We start from the raw sequence: 17834 nt of genomic DNA on the forward strand, positions 1-17834 counted from the left end.
GAAAGGCCCTCCCATGCTCCGCTCGCTCTACTCCGGCATCGCCGGCCTCCGTGCCCACCAGACCATGCTCGACGTCACCGGCAACAACATCGCCAACGTCAACACGGTCGGCTTCAAGTCGTCGTCGACGGTGTTCCAGGACACCCTGTCGCAGATCACCCACGGCGCCGGCGGCGCCCAGGAGGGTCTCGGCGGCACGAACCCTGCCCAGGTCGGCCTCGGCGTGCAGGTCGCCGGCATCACCACCAACTTCTCGCAGGGCTCGGCCCAGGCGACCGGCAAGGCGACCGACCTGATGATCTCGGGCGACGGCTTCTTCGTCACCCGCAACGGCAACGAGAGCGTCTACACCCGCGCCGGCTCGTTCGACTTCGACAGCCAGGGCCGCCTCACCACCACCGACGGCAAGATCGTCCAGGGCTACCCCGCGACCGACGGCGTCGTCAACACCAACGGCGGCCTGGCCGACATCATGCTGCCCGTCGGCGCCACCTCGGCCGCCCAGGAGACCACCTCCGCGAAGGTCGGCGGCAACCTCCCGGGCGACGCCGCCACCGGCACCGTCATCACGCGCGACGTCGACGCCTACGACAAGCAGGGCACCAAGCACACGCTGACCCTCGACTTCACGAAGACCGCCGCCGGCTGGGACGTCGCCGGCGACGACGGCCAGGGCAACAAGGGCACCACGTCGCTGGCCTTCGCCAACGGCAAGCAGACCACCTCCGGCTCGCTGACCGTCGGCGACGTCACCACCGACATGTCGTCGCTCACCGGCTTCGCCACCCTCTCGACCGTCGCCGTCTCGGACGTCAACGGCCGCCAGGCCGGCACGCTCAACGGCTACACGATCTCGGCCGACGGAACCCTCGTCGGCTCCTTCTCGAACGGCACCACCTCGAAGCTCGGCCAGATCGCGCTCGCCACCTTCACGAACCCGGCCGGCCTCGAGAAGGTCGGCAACTCCGGCTACGTCGTGTCGTCGAACTCGGGCGCGATGGCCCTCGGCGCCCCCGGTCAGCCCGGCCGCGGTGCCCTCGCCGGCGGCACGCTCGAGATGTCGAACGTCGACCTGTCGCAGGAGTTCACCAACCTGATCGTCGCCCAGCGCGGCTTCCAGGCCAACGCCCGCATCATCACGACCTCCGACGAGGTGCTGCAGGAGCTCACGAACCTCAAGCGCTAGACGGGATAGCGCAGGAACTGCAGATGGCCGGCTTCGTCACGAAGCCGGCCATCCGCAGTTCCTGCGCCGTTAAACCACCGGAAAAAGAGGCGCACGAACCTAACGCCCCCTCACCTCCGGCCGATAGTGAGTAGTAGCAGCGCAGGAAGCGCTCTTCGCGGGACACGGATGGACCGCGAGAATCAGACCTAGGACGGGCCCATGATCGTCGTCACACGACTCAATGACAGTCAGTTCGCGATCAACCCCGACTTGATCGAGCGAATCCACGAGAACCCCGACACCACCCTCGTGATGGTGGACGGAGCGAAGTTCATCGTCACCGAGACGATGGCCGAGGTGATCGAGCTGATAGCGCGCTACCGCTCTCGCATCGTGTCGCTCGCGTACGACGAGAAGCCGGCTTCGCCGCCTCAGCGCACGCTGGGCCTCGTGACGACCGGCTCCTTCGAGAAGAGGGGCGAGCGCTGATGGATCCCGCAATGCTCATCGGCCTGGTGCTCGCCTTCGGCGCACTGGTCGGCATGATGACGATCGAGCACGTCTCGATCATGTCCATCTTCCTTCCGGGGCCGCTGGTCCTGGTCTTCGGCACGACGCTCGGCGTCGGCATCGCCTCGGGTGCCCTGAAAGACACGATCAACTCGTTCAAGTCGATCCTCCCGTCGATCCTGGCGAAGAAGGCCAACCCCACGAAGGCCATCGACGACCTGGTCGCCATCTCGGAGAAGGCGCGCGCCAACGGCCTGCTCGCCCTCGAGCAGGAGGCCGAGGGCGTCGACGACCCGTTCCTGAAGGGCGCGCTGCAGAGCGTCGCCGACGGCACCGACGGCGACGAGCTCCGCGAGCTGCTCGAAGACGAGATCCAGGGCCGCACCGCGCAGTGGCGCCAGGCCGCCCGCTTCTTCATGACGCTGGGCGGGTTCGCCCCCACCGTCGGCATCATCGGCACCGTCGTCTCGCTGACCCACGTGCTCGAGAACCTCTCGTCGCCCGACACCCTCGGCCCCCTCATCGCGTCGGCGTTCATCGCGACCCTGTGGGGTCTCATCAGCTCGAACCTGATCTGGCTGCCGATCGCCGGCCGCATCAAGCGCATGATGGAGCTCGAGGTCACCCGGATGACGCTGCTCATGGAAGGCGTCCTCGCCATCCAGGAGGGCACGCAGCCGCGCCTGCTCGGAGCCCGCCTCCGCGCGATGGTGCCGAAGGTCGACCTCCCCGCCGAGGGCAAGACGGTCAAGTCGACCAAGGTGAGCGACAAAGAGGACGTCGCGGCGTGAGCAAGCGCAAGAAGCACGTCGAGGAGCACGACGAGCACCCCGACGAGCGCTGGATGGCGTCGTACATGGACATGATCACCGTGCTCATGTGCCTCTTCCTCGTGCTGTTCGCGATGTCGAGCGTCGACGCCCAGAAGTTCGCCGCCCTCAAGGAGTCCCTGGCGACCGGCTTCGGCCAGACCAAGTCGTCGCACGTCGACACCGCGTCGGGCACCGTCGTCGACAAGAAGGACGCCACGAAAGAGGGCGCCGGCTACTCGAAGTCCGACACCGACGCCAAGACCGCCGCCGCGGCGAACGGCGTCGCCGCGACCAACAGCGATGCATCGGGCGCAGGAACTGCGAAGGCCGCCGCCGCCGCGAAGCAGCAGGCCGCTGCTGCCGCCGCCAAGGCCACCCCCGCCCAGCAGAAGGCGAACACCAAGGCGGCCTCCGCCGAGGTCGACGACCTCACCTCGATCAAGAAGGCCATCGCCGCACGTCTCGCCCAGGAGGGCCTGACGAACGACGTGCAGTTCACCCTCGACTCGCGCGGCCTGACCGTGCGGCTCGTCGGCTCCGAGACGTTCTTCGGATCGAACTCGGCCGACCTGTCGGCCATCGCCGACCAGGTCATGAACGCCATCTCCCCCGTGCTGAAGACAGCGGGCCACAACGTCTCGGTGGAGGGTCACGCCGACTCCCGAGCGTCGACCGCTCCGTATGCGACCAACTGGGAGCTGTCGGCGGCGCGGGCCACCGCGGTGCTCCGCGACCTCGTCGAGCGGGGCGGCATGCCGGCCGACCGGATCCAGTCCGTCGGCTACGGCTCGTCGCGGCCGCTGTCGAAGGGGTCGACCGACGCCGACATGGCCAAGAACCGCCGCGTCGACATCGTCGTGCTCTCGAACCAGAAGGACGACGTCAACGCGCTCATCCCCAAGATCGCCGCCGCGGAGGCCGCCGCGATGAAGTAGACGGCACCAAGTAGTAAACCAATCGAGATAAATCTCTAACGCCTGGTCGGGGTCGGCCGATAACTATTCACGTGACCCTCCTCGACCAGACAGCTCCGAGCACGCAGCGACCTGCGCGCTCGGTCGAGGTCTACGACTTCCGCCGCCCCACGACGCTCGCTCGTGAGCACTCGCGCGTGCTGGAGCTGGGCTTCGAGACCTTCGCGCGCCAGTGGGGGACGCAGCTGACCGCCAAGGTCCGCGTCATCTCGCAGGTGACCTGCGAGCAGGTCGAGATGACCACCTACGACGACTTCGCCGCGTCGCTCCCCGCCACGACCGCCATGGTGCTGTGCCCGCTCGAGGGCGTGACGGCCAAGGCCGTCATCCAGTTCCCGTCGGCGGCGGCCCTCGGCTGGGTCACCCACATGCTCGGCGGCACCACCACCGCCGCGACCGTGCTCCCCGAGCGCAAGTTCACCCCGATCGAGCAGGCTCTCGTGCGTCGCCTCATGGACGACGCGCTCGAAGACCTCCGCTACTCGCTCGGCTCGCTCCTGGTCACCCCGATCTCGGTCGGCGGCTTCCAGTACAACTCGCAGTTCGCCCAGGCGGCCGCGAAGAGCGACCTCATGATCGTCGCCTCGTTCGAGATCCGCGTCGGCGAGGCCTCCGCGCCCGCCACGCTCGCGCTTCCCGCCGAGATCCTGCTGCCGCAGCTCGGCGAGACCAACCCGATGGCCACGACGGCGAACGCCCGCGAGCTCGTCGACGCGCAGCTCGCTCAGGTCCCGGTCGACGTCGGGCTGCAGTTCCTGCCCGCTCGGGTTCTGCCCTCGGCCGTGCTCGACCTCGCGGTCGGCGACCTCCTGGCCCTCCCGCACCCCGCGCACCGCCCGCTCGACGTCACCGTCGGCGGCATCCCCGTCGGTCGCGCCGCCGTCGGAGCCAACGGCTCCCGCCTCGCCGGCATCATCGTCACCACCGAAGAGAGACTCGCATGACCACCGCCACCGCTCTGCACTCGGCCGCCGCGTACGCGCTCGCCGACCTCCTGCCGTCGAGCACCCCGCTGTCGGTGCAGCCCACCGCGGCGGCCCCGGTCGGCGTCCTCGCCGACGCCGTCGTCTCGACGTTCGTCGGCGACGTGTCGGCCGACTTCGCGCTCGTCACCGAGCTCTCGGGCAGCGCCGCCGCCGGCCTGCCCGCAGCCGACCTGCTCCGCCCGGCCCTCGAGGCCGCCGCGAACGCACTCGGCGCCGGAGTGCTCGGCGAGGTCGTCGCCTCCGACGCTCAGGCGCTCGCCGCCGACTCCGAGAGCGTCGTCTTCGAGCTCGTCGACGCGGGTCGCCCGGTCGGCTGGTTCGTCGTCCGCATCCGCGAGTTCGGTGCCGTCGCTGGCACCGCACCCGCGTTCGTCGGCTCGGTCGCCGACAAGCTCGGCCGCATCAACAACGTCGAGATGGCGCTCACGGTCGAGATCGGCCGCACGCGCATGTCGGTCCGCGACGTGCTCGGCCTCGAGCCCGGCGCCGTCATCGAGCTCGACCGCTCAGCCGGCGCCCCCGCCGACGTCCTCCTCAACGGCCGCCTCATCGCCCACGGCGAGGTCGTCGTCGTCGACCAGGACTACGCCGTCCGCATCACGCAGATCCTCGACCTCGCGGACGGACAGATCTGACCGTGGACACCCTCTTCCTGGGCCTTCGGGTCGTCGTCTCCCTCGCCGCGGTGCTGGGCCTCCTCTGGTTCATCCAGAAGAAGGTCGCCGCGAAGACAGGGCGCGGCGCCAAGCAGGCCAAGCACGTCACCGTGGTGGCCCGCCAGGGCCTCTCGGGGAAGGCCTCCGTCGCAGTCGTCGACGTCGAGGGCATCCGGTACGTGCTCGGGGTCACCGAGACCCAGGTGAGCGTCCTCGGATCGGGCCAGGCGCCCGCCGACGCCAAGGTCACGGCCATCGCGCCGGCCGTCGCAGCCACGACTGCGTCCGCCTTCGCGGGCGTGCTCGACCAGACCCCGGCCCCCGCCGTCGAGACCGTCGTGCTCAGCCCCCGCCGCGCGGCCCGCGCTGCCGCCGCGGCTCCGGTCCCGGCTTCGCCGATCGCGGGTTCCATCCTCTCCGCGAGCACCTGGAAGCAGGCCGCCGCCGCCATGAGAGCACAGAAGCGAGCATGACGACCACGCCCCTCCGCCGCTCCACGTGGGCCGCGGCTCCCACCAGTGCGCCCATTTTCCTCTTCGGGCCGGATACCTCCCGCGGCACCGGCCCTTCGACATGCTCCGGTCGTCCGGCGTCACGTCCGGCATCCGGCCGCCTCTTCGGAGGCGAGCGCAGGAACTCGCGCCCCGCCCTCGTCGAGGCACTCCGCCAGGGCGCCGAGCACAGCCTGGCCGCCAAGCTCCTCGGGCTCGGCCCCGCCCCGGTCCTCCTGTCGGCCGCCGAGCGCCAGGCCCTGCGCCGCATCCGCCTCGCGCGCCTGCTCCGCATCGCCCTCGTCGTCACCGCCGTGCTCGTCTTCATCGTCGGCTTCGTGCTCGTGACGGCGAACGCCGGCCACGCCGCTCCCGTCGAGCCGACGGCGCCGGTCACCCCGACCGGCCCCACGGCGCCTGCCACCTCGGGCACCGGCGGCGTCTCGGTCAACATCAACGGCCCCGACGGAACCCCCTCGTCGGCCGTGGTCACGCTGCTCGGACTCACGCTCCTCAGCGTCGCGCCGGCCCTGCTGCTGATGATGACCAGCTTCACCAAGATCTTCGTGGTCCTGGCCATGACGCGGAACGCGCTCAGCCTCCAGTCGATCCCGCCGAACCAGGTCATCGCGGGCCTCGCGCTCTTCCTGAGCCTGTTCATCATGGGCCCGGTCCTGATCCACATCAACGACGCCGCCCTGCAGCCCTACCTCGCCGGGAAGATCGACTTCACCCACGCGATCACGCTCGCCGAGCAGCCGCTCCGCACCTTCATGACGGCGCACACCCGCGAGGAGGACATCGCCCTGATGACCCGCGCGGCCAAGAAGGCCAACCCGGCGAACATCGAGTCGGTGCCGATGCTCACCCTCATCCCGTCGTTCATGATCTCGGAGCTCCGCTCGGCGTTCATCATCGGCTTCGTCATCTTCCTGCCGTTCCTGGTCATCGACCTCGTCGTCTCCGCCGCCCTGATGTCGATGGGCATGATGATGCTGCCGCCGGTCATGATCTCGCTGCCCTTCAAGATCCTCCTCTTCGTCCTCGTCGACGGCTGGGGCCTGATCATCAAGAGCCTGATCGAGAGCTACAACTGATGGACAGCACAGCCGTTCTCGACCTCGGCGTCCAGGCCCTCGTGGTGGCCGCGAAGCTCGCCGCCCCGGTGCTCATCACGGCCCTCGTCGTCGGCTTCGCCATCTCGCTGCTGCAGTCGATCACCCAGATCCAGGAGCCCACGCTCGCGTTCGTGCCCAAGGCGATCGCCTGCGCCATCGCGCTGGTCGTCTGCGGCAACTGGATGATCTCGACCATGGTCACCTTCACGACCACCCTGTTCGACCGCATCCCGTCGCTGCTCGGCGGTGCCTGATGGGCCTCTCCTTCTCGATGGGCGCGGTCGAGGCCGTCATGCTCGCCGGCGTCCGCATCGTCGCCTTCCTGATGATCGCGCCGCCGTTCAACCACTCGGCCATCCCCGCCCGCGTCAAGGCCATGCTCAGTGTCGGCCTCGCCCTCGCGGTCGCCCCGGTCGTCGTGCCGGGCTACGTCGAGCAGGCGACCGGCGCCTTCTTCGTGTCGCTCATCCTGTCGCTGGTCACCGGCGCCGTCCTCGGCTTCCTGGTGTGGCTCGCCTTCGCCGCCGTCCAGTCGGCCGGCAGCGCGATCGACCTCTTCGGCGGCTTCCAGCTCGCCATGGGCTACGACCCCGGCTCGCAGGTCAACGGCGCGCAGTTCACGCGCATCTTCCAGATGACCTCGCTGGTCCTCCTGTTCACGTCGGGCGGCTACCTCCTGGTCATCGGCGGCCTGCTCCGCACGTTCGACGCCATCCCGGTCTCGGGCGGCCTCGACCTGGCTCACCCCGCGCAGCTGCTGGTGTCGACGACGTCGTCGATGTTCCTGTCGACGCTGCAGATCGCCGGGCCCCTCATCGTCATCCTCTTCCTCGCCGACGCGGGCCTCGGCCTGCTGACGCGCGTCGCGCCGGCGCTCAACGCGTTCCAGCTCGGCTATCCGCTCAAGATCATGATCACGCTCGGCCTCGCGGGCATGGTCTTCGTCGCGCTGCCGCAGGTCGTCTCGTCGCTCTCGCGCGAGGCCGTCGACATCATGCTCGGGGCGGTGAGCTGATGGCCGACGAGACCGGCGAGAAGACAGAGGACGCCACCGAGAAGAGGATGAAGGAGGTCCACGGCAAGGGCCAGCTCTCCAAGTCCACCGACCTCAGCGCGTGGGTCGGCGTCGCCGCGGCCGTCATCGCCATCCCCGGTGCCATCGACCGCGCGACCACCGCCGGCCTCCACCAGGTCGTCACCGTCCAGGACGTCATCAAGGACCCGACACAGGCGCGCGCCACCGCGGCCATGTTCGACGCCTTCTCGTCGATCGGCGGCGTCATGGGCCCGATGCTCGCGATCGTCGGCATCGCCGTGCTGGTCACCGCGGTCGTCCAGGGCGGCGTCCACTTCAAGAAGTCGATCATGAAGTTCGAGCACTTCAACCTGCTCGCCGGCATCAGGAACATGTTCGGCATGCAGGCGCTCTGGCAGGGCGCGAAGGTGCTGCTCAAGACCGGCGTCGTCGCGCTCGTGCTGTGGACTGTCATCCAGGGCCTCCTGCCGGTGCTGATGAACGCCGACCTCCCGCTCTCCTCGCTCATGGCCGCCGCCGGAAGCGGCGTCTCGTCGCTCGTCGTCGCGGCCGTCGCCGCCGGCCTCGTGCTGGGCGGCCTCGACGTCCTGGTCGTCATGCGCCGCAACCGCAAGAAGACGCGGATGTCGAAGAAGGAGATCAAGGACGAGAGCAAGTCGTCCGACGGCGACCCGCTGATCAAGCAGCAGCGTCGCGCCCGCGCCATGGCGATGAGCCGCGGTCGCATGATGAGCGCGATCGCCGACGCCGACGTCGTCATGGTCAACCCCACGCACGTCGCCGTCGCGCTCAAGTACGAGCCCGGCCGCTCGGCGCCCCGCGTCGTCGCGAAGGGCGCCGGCGAGGTCGCCCGCGGCATCCGCGAGAAGGCCGAGGCCGAGGGCGTGCCCATGGTCAAGGACATCCCGCTGGCCCGCGCGCTCCACGCCGCGTGCGAGCTGGGCGACGAGATCCCCGTCGAGCTCTACTCGCCGGTCGCTCGCGTCCTCACCTTCGTGATGGCCCTCACGGCGCGCGGCTCGCGCGCCGCCGAGGGCGTGCACACGATGCCCGGCGGTGCCGGCTACACGGCCCCCGCCCCCACCGACTCAGAACCGACCGCCCCCGACCTCGTTGGAGCCCCCGCATGACCGCACCCTCAAAAATGGCCGGCCTCCCCAAGCTCGCCGTCCCCGTCGGGGTAGTCGGCATCGTGCTGCTCCTGGTCGTCCCGGTGCCGTCGTTCCTGCTCGACACCCTGATCATCTGCAACATCCTGCTCGCGCTGGTCATCCTGCTGACGACGATGTTCGTCAAGAAGCCGATGGACTTCTCGGTCTTCCCGTCGCTGCTCCTCATCGCGACGCTCTTCCGCCTCGGCCTGAACGTGGCGTCGACCCGCCTCGTGCTCAGCCAGGGCTTCGCCGGCGACGTCATCCAGGCCTTCGGCCACGTCGCCGTCGGCGGCTCGGTCATCATCGGCGCCGTGATCTTCCTGATCCTCGTCGTCATCCAGTTCGTCGTCGTCACCAAGGGCGCCGAGCGCGTGGCCGAGGTCGGCGCGCGCTTCACCCTCGACGCCATGCCCGGCAAGCAGATGGCGATCGACGCCGACCTGAACGCCGGACTCATCACCGACGAGATCGCCAAGAAGCGCCGCGCCGAGGTGGCCGGCGAAGCCGACTTCTACGGTGCCATGGACGGTGCGTCGAAGTTCGTCAAGGGCGACGCGATCGCCGGCATCCTGATCATCATCATCAACCTGATCGGCGGCATCGCCACCGGGATGGTCTCCGGCGGCCTCGCCATCGGCGACGCGCTCTCGAAGTACGGCATCCTCACCATCGGCGACGGCCTCGTCACCCAGATCCCCGCGCTGCTGATGGCCGTCTCCACCGGCATGATCGTCACCCGCTCCAACGCGGAGTCCGACCTGGGCTCGACGGCGTCCACGCAGCTCACCCAGTCGCGCACCGCGATCATGATCGCCGGCGTCGCCGCGATCGGCATGGGCTTCATCCCCGGCATGCCGATCGTGCCCTTCCTCGTCGTCGGCGTCACCCTCCTGATCATCGGCCAGCGCATCAAGACCCGGAACGCCAAGGAGGCCGCGGCCGCCGAGCTCGCCGCCATCGCCCCGGCCGCCCCCACCACCGAGACCACCGACGACCTGCTCGAGCAGATGCGCGTCCACGCCCTCGAGATCCAGCTCGCGCCCGACCTGGTCGACATGGTCTCCGGCGCCTCCGACGACCTCCTCGGCCGGGTCCGCGCCCTGCGCCGCAAGGTCGCCATGGAGCTCGGCGTCGTCGTGCCCCCGGTCCGCACCCGCGACTCGGTCGAGCTGCCGCCGTCGACCTACGCAATCCGGATCGCCGGCGTCGAGGCCGGCCGCGGCACCGCGCCCGCCGGCAAGGTGCTCGCCCTCGGCGACTACCTCGACGCGCTCCCCGGCGTCTCGACGATCGAGCCCGTGTTCGGCCTCGCCGGCAAGTGGATCCCCTCCGAGATGCGCCACTCGGCCGAGATGACCGGCGCGACCGTCATCGACCGCGTGTCAGTCCTGGTCACCCACCTGTCGTCGATCATCGCCGACAACGCGGCTCGCCTCCTCACCCGCGAAGACGTCCGCGTGCTCGTCGAGGGCGTCAAGACGGTCAACGCCCCGGCCGTCGACGAGCTCATCCCCGGCATGCTCAGCATGGCCGAGCTGCAGCGCGTGCTCCAGGGCCTGCTCCAGGAGCAGATCCCGATCAACGACCTCGGCCGCATCTGCGAGGCGCTCACGCTCCGCGCCAAGGTGTCGACCGACCCCGAGGGCCTCATCGAGTCGGCCCGCGCCGCGCTCGGCCCCGCGCTCGCCGCCCAGTACCTCGACGGCAACGTGCTCCGCGTCATCATGATCGAGCCCGGCCTGGAGCAGTCGCTCCTCGAGGGCCTGCGCCCGTCCGAGAACGGCTCGCAGATCCTCATCGACGCCAACCGCATCGAGATGATCCTGTCGTCGCTGAAGGCGTCGCTGCAGAACGTCGAGGCATCGGGCCCCTCGGCCGTCCTCGTCTGCGCCCCCGCCCTCCGCCCGGCTATCCGCCGCCTCGTGTCCGCCCAGACCGGCGGGCTGCCCGTCCTGAACTACCAGGAGGCCACCGCCGGCAACTCGACCATCGAGACCGTCGGGGTCGTCCGCGGCGTCGACACCCTCGCGGCCTAGTGCGAAACTAGCCGCATGGCACAGCGGATCGTCCTGAAGGGCAAGAGCCTCGACGACATCGCCGCGCGCGTCCGCGAGGAGCACGGCCCGAGAGCCCGCATCGTCGCCGCCGAGCGCGTGACGTCGGGCGGCCTGGGCATCGCCGGCCTGTTCTCCAAGCGCTACGTCGAGGCGACGGTCGAGCTGCCCGAGAAGGGCCGTCGATCCGCCGCGAAGCCCGGGGCGCAGGAAATGCCCGCCCCCGCCGGCCCCGCCGCCGAGCGCGCCTTCGCGCCGACCCCCGCCCAGCGCGTCGGACTCGCCGCCCTGCTGGCCGATGCCGAGGGCGGCGACGAGATGTTCGCAGCCGAGGCGCCGGAGCCCGAGCCGGCGGTGTCCACCCGCTCGAACGCGTTCGCGGAGCTGATGGACGACCTGGCCTTCAACGGGGTGGCTCCCGACGTGGCCGTGCCAGTTCCTGCGCCCGGTGCCTCGGTGCCCGGAGCCGCTCAGCAGCAGGCGTTCCCGACCCGTGCAGCCCGACGCGCCGCGGCCGCCGCCGCAGCCAGCGCGCCCCGTCCGATCGCGCCGGCCCTTCTCGAGGGCCCGGGCGACCTCGTCGTCATCGTCGGCGAGCGGCCCGACACCGTCGCCGTCGCCCAGGCCATGGCCGACGGCTCGACCCGCACGCGTGCCGCGATCCGGGTCGCGGGCTCGTGCGCCGACGGCCGCTTCGTCGCCATCACCGACCGTCGCGGCGCCCTCGAGGCCCGCGCCTCGGGCGTCGAGATGGACCGCGCGACCATCGTCGCCGTCGGCTGGGACTCCACGGCCGCCGGCGTCGTCGAGAACCTCGCCCCCGACCAGATCTGGTTCGTCGTGGACGCCGGGCGCAAGCCCGCCGACACCGAGCGGTGGATCGCGCAGGCCTCCGCCGTCATCGAAGCCGACGGCCTCGCCGCCTCGGGCCTGGCGACGACGTCGACGCCCGACACCGTGCGGGAGCTCGGCCTGCCGCTGGGCTGGGTCGACGCGTAGGCCTTAGGTATCGGCACATGCCCTTGGAATCGGCCCGGGCCCGCCGAATCGGCGCAGCCCCGCCGGATCGGTGCCGGCACTGCGCCGCGGCGGGGTGTTTTCGCCGTTTCGACGTGTCAGGCGCGCGCGGCCCGGTAGTCTGGCGGGATGCTGGTGCTTACGCGCAAGGTGGGGGAGAGGATCCTCATCGGTGACGACATCGTCCTCACCATCCTCGACTCCCGCGGTGACGGCATTCGCGTCGGCATCGACGCTCCGCGCGGCATCAAGGTGCAGCGCGAGGAGGTCGTGCGGGCCGTGACCGAGGCCAACGCCGAAGCCGCCGCCGCGCCCGCCGAGGCCGAGGCGACGCTGCGCGACCTGCTCGCCAAGCCCGACGAGGCCGCCCCCGACGCGAGGTAGTCAGCGCCTCACTCTGCCGAGCCTGCCCGGCCCCGCCCTTCCCGGCCCCGCCAGAATTTCAAGGAGATTCGGCGCTCAGCCGACTTGCCCATGCGGATCCCAGCCCGTCGGCGCAAAAATCTCCTTGAATTTCTGAAGCGGCGGCCGCGCGTCGGGCGGGGCGCAGATCAGCGCCCGCCGAACACCGACCGCGACGGCTCCGGCGACGGCACGGCGGTCGCGTCGGTGACGACCGGCGCCCCGGCGATGAAGTCGCGCAGCTCGCGCCCGGCCACGACCTTCGCCGGCAGCGGGTCGGCCGAGTACACGCGCGGCATCTGGTCGACGGGCAGCGGCGACCGCGAGCCGATCAGCACGACGTTGCCGAAACGGCGGCCCTTGAGCGTGCCGGGGTCGGCGACGGCGGCGACGTGCTCGAAGACCGTCGCGAGGGTCGACGCCTGGCCGCGGGCGAAGGCGAGCCCGGCTCCGTCGGCGGAGTTCACGACCAGCATCCCGGTCGGCGACAGGAACGCCGCCGCGGCCTCGTAGAACTCGAGCGACGTGACGTGGGCCGGGATGCGCGACCCGCCGAAGACGTCGACGACGAGGAGGTCGACGGTGCCGCGGAGGCCGCCCGGCAGCTTCTCCATCACCTCGCGGGCGTCGCCGTACCGCATCCGGATCGACGCCCCGCGCGGAAACGGCAGCTGCGCCCGCACCAGCTCGACGAGCGACTGCTCCAGCTCGACGACCTGCTGGCGCGAGCCGGGCCGCGTCGCCTCGACGTAGCGGGGCAGGGTGAGGGCGCCGGCCCCGAGGTGCAGCGCCGTGACCGGGCCGGCGGGCAGCAGGTCGATGGCGTGGCCGATCCGGCGCACGTACTCGAAGACGAGGTGGGTGGGGTCGTCGAGGTCGACGTGCGACTGCGGCGTGCCGTCGACGACCAGCGTGTACGAGCCGGGGGAGTACTTGTCGGGCTCGATCCGGGCCTGGCCTGCGCCGATGGTGATCTCGAGGTTCTCGGGTGGGGTGGCCATTGCCCAAGCCTCCCATGCCCGCCCGGTTTCCACCCTGCCGCGACGCCTCTCCACCCTGGGGTGGTGGGGCGCAGGAACTCGCGCGGCGAAGCTGGAACCACCCCAGAGAAAGGCCCGCACATGACCGTCCAGCTCCTCATCAACATCGCCGTCGGCGTCGCACTCGTCGTCTACATCGGCGCCCGTCAGCTCCGCTGGCGCCCCTTCGACCGGGCCCGCGTCTGGCGCATGCCCGCGATCCTCGCGATCGTCGGCCTCATCAGCCTGTCGACGTCGGCCAAGGGCCTCAGCGTCGGTCCGATCGACGTGACGCTCATCGCCGTCGAGCTCGCGTTCGCGGTCGTCCTCGGCCTGATCATGGGCCGCATAACGGTGTTCCGCCGCGCGGCGGCACCCGACGACAAGGGCAACGTCCTCGAGTCGCGCAGCGGCGGCCTCGGCATGACGCTGTGGATCGCGCTGATCGCGGTGCGGATCGGGATCGACGTGGCCGGCTCCGCCCTCGGCGCCCACCTGCTGACGGCGACGGGCGTGATCCTGCTCACCATCGCCGCGAACCGCGCCGCCTCGGCGCTCGTGCTCGACTCCCGGATGCCGCGGGTGGTCACGGCCACGGCATGATGGCTGACGTGACGACTCCCGCCCCGACTCCGTCCCGCACGGGCTTCGGCCCCGCGCTGAACGGCGTCGGGGCCGTCGTCGTCGCGTTCTGGGTGATCGCCGGCACCGGCGGCCCGGACGACCGGGAGCCGATCGTCATCGGCTGCAGCCTCGTCGTCCTCCTGATCTGGGCGGTGCGGGCCTTCGTCCGCGTCGACCTGCTCCGCGACCTGGCCGCGCTGGTCATGGTCGTCGGCGGCGCGGCCATGGTAGGCCCGACCGACGGCCTCCTGGTCACGCCGGCCATCATCGCCGTTACCGCGGTCACGGCCGAGACGCGGCATTCGCGCTACGCCGGTCCGCTGCTCGCCGCCCTCGGCGCGGTGATCACCGTCATCGGCGGCCTGGCCGAGGTGAGGCCGGCGTCGTTCTTCTTCGGCGTCCTCGGCGGCTACGCGCTCGGCATCGTCGTCGGCCTGAACCGGCGGCAGACCGTCGCCGCAGCCGAGCGGGAGCGCGCGCTCCTGGCCCGCGAGCTCGACCTCGAGCGCGAGCATCAGCGCGCGTCGCTGCTCGCCGACCGTGCGACCGTGGCCCGAGACATCCACGACGTGCTCGCGCACAGCCTCGGCGGCCTCGTCATCCAGCTCGACGCCGTGGAGGCGCTGCTCGAGGCGGGCCGCACCGAGGAGGCCGCGTCCCGCGTCGCCGCCGCCCGCACCCTCGCCGCCGACGGGCTCGGCGAGGCGCGCCGCGCCGTGACCGCCCTCCGCGACCCCGCCGCCGACCCGGCCCCGAGCTCGCTCGACGCCGACGACGCCGTGGCGCACCTGCTGGCGGCGCACCGCGGTCTCGGCGGCAGTGTCGAGGCGTCCGGGGTCGAGGGCGCGTCCTCCCTCGACGCCGGCCACCGCAGGGTGCTCGCGGGGGTGCTGCGCGAGGCGCTCAGCAACGCGCGCCGGCACGCGCCGGGCGCGCCGGTGAGGGTGAGCCTGTCTCGGGAGGTGGGCGGGGAGTTCCTGCGCGCAGTCATCTCGAACCCCGCCGGGCAGGATGGCCCGCTCGGCGACGGCAGCGGACTGCCCGGCATGCGCTCGCGCGTGGCCGAGCTCGACGACCGGTCGACGCTGACCGCGAGGCGCGACGGCGACAAGTTCTCGGTCGTGCTCGAGCTCGACTGCCCCGAGGCAGGCGCGCGATGACCGACACGATCCGGATCCTCGTGGCCGACGACCAGGCGATCGTGCGCGATGGCCTGGTCACTGTGCTGCGGCTGGTCGACGGCTTCGAGGTGGTGGGGGAGGCCGGCGACGGAGTCGAGGCCGTGCGTCTGGCGGCCGAGCTCGTGCCCGATGTGATCCTGATGGACCTCCGCATGCCCGAGCTCTCGGGAGCCGACGCCACCCGCCGGATCATCGCCGAGCACCCCGGCGTCGCCGTGCTCGTGCTCACCACCTACGCCGACGACGAGTCGATCGTCGGCGCCCTCCGCGCCGGAGCCCGCGGCTACCTCACCAAAGACGCGGGGCGCGCCGAGCTCGCCAGCGCCATCCGCGCCACCGCAGCCGGCCAGGCGACGTTCGCGGCCTCGGTCGGCGCGCGTCTCGTCGCCAGTCTCACGGGCGCAGGAACGGAAGCGCCGCCGCCGAGCACCCCCGAGTCCCTTCGCTCGCGCTTCGCCGGGCTCAGCCCCCGCGAGGCCGAGGTGCTCTCGCTGATCGCCGACGGCCTCGCCAACCCCGAGATCGCGGCCCGCCTGTTCGTCAGCGTCGCCACCGTCAAGGCGCACGTCAACGCGATCTTCTCCAAGCTCGGCGTGACCACCCGCGCGCAGGCGATGGCGCTGGCGCTCTCGTGAGGTCTGCGCATTCCGGAAGAGGCTGGTGGTGTACCCCGTTCGGGGGTTAGGTTGGCTTTTATCCGACGGCGCGAAGACGCCCCTTGATCACGTCGGTCACGCACACCCAGGCCAGATCTCCGCGGCCCCAACCGCTGGGAGACGGCGCTGCGTGACGCCCGGGGGCAGGTTCGCGTCGACACCCGATCCCGAAGGTCCTGCATGTCTTCTCTGCGCCTCCCTGTGCCCGCACGCCCTGTCACCCGACTGGCTCGATGGCGCCGAGTCGTCGCCCTGGCGGCCGTGCCGCTGCTGGCGGCGGCCGGCATCGCCCTCGGCGCGACCCCGGCGAGCGCCGCCGTCATCAGCGGCGCGATCACGAACGTGGCCGTCACGCCCACCACGCCGGCTCCCGGCCAGCAGCTGACCACGAGCATCGACTGGCAGGTGCCCGACAACGCCCAGGCCGGCGACACGTTCACGCTGACGCTGAGCTCGGTGCTCCGCAACCTCCCCTCGGACTTCGCGCTCCGTGACCCCGACGGCGGCGCCGTCGTCGCCACTGCGGCGCTCTCGTCGACCTCGCCGGTCGTCATCACGTTCACGCTGACCGACTACGCGTCGACACACCTCGACACGCACGGCACCGCCTTCGTCACCTCCGACTACTCGAGCGTGCAGGTGCCGCCGGGGGCGTCGACCCCGATCACCTCCGTGACCGGCGACGGCGTCTCGTTCACCACCGTCATCACGCGCCCCGGCTCGGTGTCGACGCGCTCGGTGCCGATCAAGTCGCGCGCCTTCACCTCGGCCGATCAGGGCCACACCAACCCCGTCGACTTCCTGGCGTGGTGGCTCGACACCCCGGTCGGACCGTTCGACAGCGCCGTCTCGAGCGACACCGTGCCGACCGGCCAGAACTGGTTCTACGACTGCTCGACCATCCGCTACCAGGACGTCGCCTTCACCCCCGGCACCACCACCATCGCCTCGATCACCACCACAGTGCCCGCCTCGCAGTCGTGCACCGAGGCCGGCTACACCGCGACCTGGCCCGCCGCCGCGGCCGATCACGCCTACCGCGTGAGCATCCGCGTCTCGCTCCGCGAGGCGACGGGCTCCGAGACCGCGGCCCAGACGTTCAGCAACGTCGGCACCGTGGCGACGACGGTCGCCGGAGCGACGCGCACCCAGCGCGGCTTCGCCAGCATCTCGCAGGCCGCCGCGGGCGGCGTGGGCGCCGGCACGAACCCGACGGCTTCCGTCTCGATCGTCAAGGGCGACAGCCTGGGCAACGCGGCCGACACGGCCGCCGACGTGGTCACCCTCGCCACGAACGGGACCGCCTCGCTGGTCTACAAGGTCACGAACACCGGCACCGACCCGCTGCGCGACGTCTCGGTCGTCGACGACGTCGTGGCCAACGGCACGGTGACCGGCCTGAGCTGCGACTTCTCGCCGCTCGGCGGGCCCGCCACCGGCACCACCTGGGCCGGCCGCTTCGCGCCGGGCGCCTCGTTCACCTGCACCGCAGACCTGAGCGGCGTGCGATCGGGCGACATCGACCACCAGGACGTCGGCACCGTGACCGGCACGGGCGTCACGTCGGGCACCGCGGTCACGAGCTCGAACGCGTACTTCGCCCGAGTCAACGCCGTCACGCCCACCGGCCCGAACGGCGGCAACGGCACGACGCCTCCGGCCGGCGGCGGCACCACGCCCGTCACCCCCGGCACGCCCACGACACCCGTCGTCGTCGTCCCGGTCACCCCGGCCGCGGCCGGCCTGACGCCTACCCTCGGCGGCACTGCGACCCCGGTCGCGACCGGCGCCCTGGCTTACACCGGAACCGACGTCCGCACCCCGCTGACCGGCGTCCTCGTGCTGCTCGGCCTCGGCCTCCTGCTCTCCGTCATCGCGCGTCGTCGCCGCTCCGCGGCCGGCCGTCTCGACGAGGAGTAGCACCTCGGTTCCGGGCCGTCCCCCGCGGCCCGGAACCCGTACCCCCAATTAGCGTG

Annotated in this window: 19 protein-coding genes; 18 read left to right on the top strand and 1 reads right to left on the bottom strand. The window is 71.3% G+C overall.

What is annotated here, in order from left to right; genetic code table 11:
• Positions 1-13 precede the first annotated feature (13 nt).
• The 14 genes from AC3CBB_RS16100 (at position 14) to AC3CBB_RS16165 (ending at position 12360) form a co-directional block, all read left to right on the top strand.
• Positions 14-1186 carry a flagellar hook protein FlgE gene (locus AC3CBB_RS16100; RefSeq protein ID WP_123506894.1) on the top strand — a complete coding sequence of 391 codons (1173 nt, stop codon included), beginning with the start codon at positions 14-16 and terminating at the stop codon, positions 1184-1186.
• A 201-nt stretch (positions 1187-1387) separates the two neighbouring features.
• Positions 1388-1657 carry a flagellar FlbD family protein gene (locus AC3CBB_RS16105; protein ID WP_488625370.1) on the top strand — a complete coding sequence of 90 codons (270 nt, stop codon included), beginning with the start codon at positions 1388-1390 and terminating at the stop codon, positions 1655-1657.
• Positions 1657-2469 carry a motility protein A gene (locus tag AC3CBB_RS16110; RefSeq protein ID WP_488625371.1) on the top strand — a complete coding sequence of 271 codons (813 nt, stop codon included), beginning with the start codon at positions 1657-1659 and terminating at the stop codon, positions 2467-2469. Before AC3CBB_RS16105 ends, AC3CBB_RS16110 begins: the two co-directional genes overlap by 1 nt.
• Before the next feature lie 53 nt (positions 2470-2522).
• Positions 2523-3425, top strand: coding sequence for an OmpA family protein (locus AC3CBB_RS16115; RefSeq protein ID WP_488626757.1), 903 nt, complete (start codon positions 2523-2525; stop codon positions 3423-3425).
• A 71-nt stretch (positions 3426-3496) separates the two neighbouring features.
• Positions 3497-4408 carry a flagellar motor switch protein FliM gene (locus AC3CBB_RS16120; protein ID WP_488625372.1) on the top strand — a complete coding sequence of 304 codons (912 nt, stop codon included), beginning with the start codon at positions 3497-3499 and terminating at the stop codon, positions 4406-4408.
• The gene (gene fliN / locus AC3CBB_RS16125; protein WP_123506898.1) at positions 4405-5085 is read left to right on the top strand and encodes a flagellar motor switch protein FliN; all 681 of its coding nucleotides are present in this window, start codon (positions 4405-4407) and stop codon (positions 5083-5085) included. Before AC3CBB_RS16120 ends, fliN begins: the two co-directional genes overlap by 4 nt.
• Positions 5086-5087: 2 nt before the next feature.
• Entirely contained in the window at positions 5088-5579 is a 492-nt protein-coding gene (locus AC3CBB_RS16130; RefSeq protein ID WP_488625373.1) for a FliO/MopB family protein, read from the top strand.
• A gap of 287 nt (positions 5580-5866) precedes the next feature.
• Positions 5867-6694 carry a flagellar type III secretion system pore protein FliP gene (fliP, locus tag AC3CBB_RS16135; protein WP_370454120.1) on the top strand — a complete coding sequence of 276 codons (828 nt, stop codon included), beginning with the start codon at positions 5867-5869 and terminating at the stop codon, positions 6692-6694.
• Entirely contained in the window at positions 6694-6969 is a 276-nt protein-coding gene (fliQ, locus tag AC3CBB_RS16140; RefSeq protein ID WP_123506901.1) for a flagellar biosynthesis protein FliQ, read from the top strand. The genes fliP and fliQ overlap by 1 nt, the downstream gene beginning before the upstream one ends.
• Positions 6969-7730, top strand: a complete 762-nt coding sequence (locus AC3CBB_RS16145) for a flagellar biosynthetic protein FliR (RefSeq protein ID WP_488625374.1) — start codon at positions 6969-6971, stop codon at positions 7728-7730. Before fliQ ends, AC3CBB_RS16145 begins: the two co-directional genes overlap by 1 nt.
• Positions 7730-8881 (top strand): EscU/YscU/HrcU family type III secretion system export apparatus switch protein, encoded by a 1152-nt coding sequence (locus AC3CBB_RS16150; RefSeq protein WP_488625375.1) that lies wholly within the window; start codon positions 7730-7732, stop codon positions 8879-8881. Before AC3CBB_RS16145 ends, AC3CBB_RS16150 begins: the two co-directional genes overlap by 1 nt.
• On the top strand, positions 8878-10941 hold the full coding sequence (locus AC3CBB_RS16155; protein WP_488625376.1) for a flagellar biosynthesis protein FlhA: 2064 nt from the start codon (positions 8878-8880) through the stop codon (positions 10939-10941). Before AC3CBB_RS16150 ends, AC3CBB_RS16155 begins: the two co-directional genes overlap by 4 nt.
• 15 nt (positions 10942-10956) lie before the next feature.
• A complete protein-coding gene (locus AC3CBB_RS16160; RefSeq protein ID WP_488625377.1) occupies positions 10957-11958 on the top strand; it encodes a hypothetical protein in 1002 nt (333 codons plus the stop codon).
• A gap of 147 nt (positions 11959-12105) precedes the next feature.
• On the top strand, positions 12106-12360 hold the full coding sequence (locus AC3CBB_RS16165; RefSeq protein WP_488625378.1) for a carbon storage regulator: 255 nt from the start codon (positions 12106-12108) through the stop codon (positions 12358-12360).
• Between the two features lie 167 nt (positions 12361-12527).
• Here the strand turns inward: AC3CBB_RS16165 and AC3CBB_RS16170 are convergent, their stop codons facing one another.
• A complete protein-coding gene (locus tag AC3CBB_RS16170) occupies positions 12528-13379 on the bottom strand; it encodes a spermidine synthase (RefSeq protein ID WP_488625379.1) in 852 nt (283 codons plus the stop codon).
• A 120-nt stretch (positions 13380-13499) separates the two neighbouring features.
• On the opposite strand from AC3CBB_RS16170, the gene AC3CBB_RS16175 reads away from it, so the two are divergent.
• The 4 genes from AC3CBB_RS16175 to AC3CBB_RS16190 all read left to right on the top strand — a co-directional run bounded on the left by AC3CBB_RS16175 (position 13500) and on the right by AC3CBB_RS16190 (position 17778).
• Positions 13500-14000, top strand: a complete 501-nt coding sequence (locus AC3CBB_RS16175; RefSeq protein ID WP_488625380.1) for a hypothetical protein — start codon at positions 13500-13502, stop codon at positions 13998-14000.
• A gap of 8 nt (positions 14001-14008) precedes the next feature.
• Positions 14009-15181 (top strand): sensor histidine kinase, encoded by a 1173-nt coding sequence (locus AC3CBB_RS16180; RefSeq protein WP_488625381.1) that lies wholly within the window; start codon positions 14009-14011, stop codon positions 15179-15181.
• Positions 15178-15837 carry a response regulator gene (locus AC3CBB_RS16185; RefSeq protein ID WP_488625382.1) on the top strand — a complete coding sequence of 220 codons (660 nt, stop codon included), beginning with the start codon at positions 15178-15180 and terminating at the stop codon, positions 15835-15837. Before AC3CBB_RS16180 ends, AC3CBB_RS16185 begins: the two co-directional genes overlap by 4 nt.
• Before the next feature lie 222 nt (positions 15838-16059).
• Positions 16060-17778 (top strand): Ig-like domain-containing protein, encoded by a 1719-nt coding sequence (locus AC3CBB_RS16190; RefSeq protein ID WP_488625383.1) that lies wholly within the window; start codon positions 16060-16062, stop codon positions 17776-17778.
• The last annotated feature ends 56 nt before the right edge of the window (positions 17779-17834 follow it).

Source organism: Frondihabitans sp. OV104, assembly GCF_057787745.1.

Coding starts and splice junctions, on each gene's coding strand:
- AC3CBB_RS16100 (WP_123506894.1), top strand. CDS start 14: ATGCTCCGCTCGCTCTACTCCGGCATCGCCGGCCTCCGTGCCCACCAG.
- AC3CBB_RS16105 (WP_488625370.1), top strand. CDS start 1,388: ATGATCGTCGTCACACGACTCAATGACAGTCAGTTCGCGATCAACCCC.
- AC3CBB_RS16110 (WP_488625371.1), top strand. CDS start 1,657: ATGGATCCCGCAATGCTCATCGGCCTGGTGCTCGCCTTCGGCGCACTG.
- AC3CBB_RS16115 (WP_488626757.1), top strand. CDS start 2,523: ATGGCGTCGTACATGGACATGATCACCGTGCTCATGTGCCTCTTCCTC.
- fliN (WP_123506898.1), top strand. CDS start 4,405: ATGACCACCGCCACCGCTCTGCACTCGGCCGCCGCGTACGCGCTCGCC.
- fliQ (WP_123506901.1), top strand. CDS start 6,694: ATGGACAGCACAGCCGTTCTCGACCTCGGCGTCCAGGCCCTCGTGGTG.
- AC3CBB_RS16145 (WP_488625374.1), top strand. CDS start 6,969: ATGGGCCTCTCCTTCTCGATGGGCGCGGTCGAGGCCGTCATGCTCGCC.
- AC3CBB_RS16150 (WP_488625375.1), top strand. CDS start 7,730: ATGGCCGACGAGACCGGCGAGAAGACAGAGGACGCCACCGAGAAGAGG.
- AC3CBB_RS16155 (WP_488625376.1), top strand. CDS start 8,878: ATGACCGCACCCTCAAAAATGGCCGGCCTCCCCAAGCTCGCCGTCCCC.
- AC3CBB_RS16160 (WP_488625377.1), top strand. CDS start 10,957: ATGGCACAGCGGATCGTCCTGAAGGGCAAGAGCCTCGACGACATCGCC.
- AC3CBB_RS16165 (WP_488625378.1), top strand. CDS start 12,106: ATGCTGGTGCTTACGCGCAAGGTGGGGGAGAGGATCCTCATCGGTGAC.
- AC3CBB_RS16170 (WP_488625379.1), bottom strand. CDS start 13,379: ATGGCCACCCCACCCGAGAACCTCGAGATCACCATCGGCGCAGGCCAG.
- AC3CBB_RS16175 (WP_488625380.1), top strand. CDS start 13,500: ATGACCGTCCAGCTCCTCATCAACATCGCCGTCGGCGTCGCACTCGTC.
- AC3CBB_RS16185 (WP_488625382.1), top strand. CDS start 15,178: ATGACCGACACGATCCGGATCCTCGTGGCCGACGACCAGGCGATCGTG.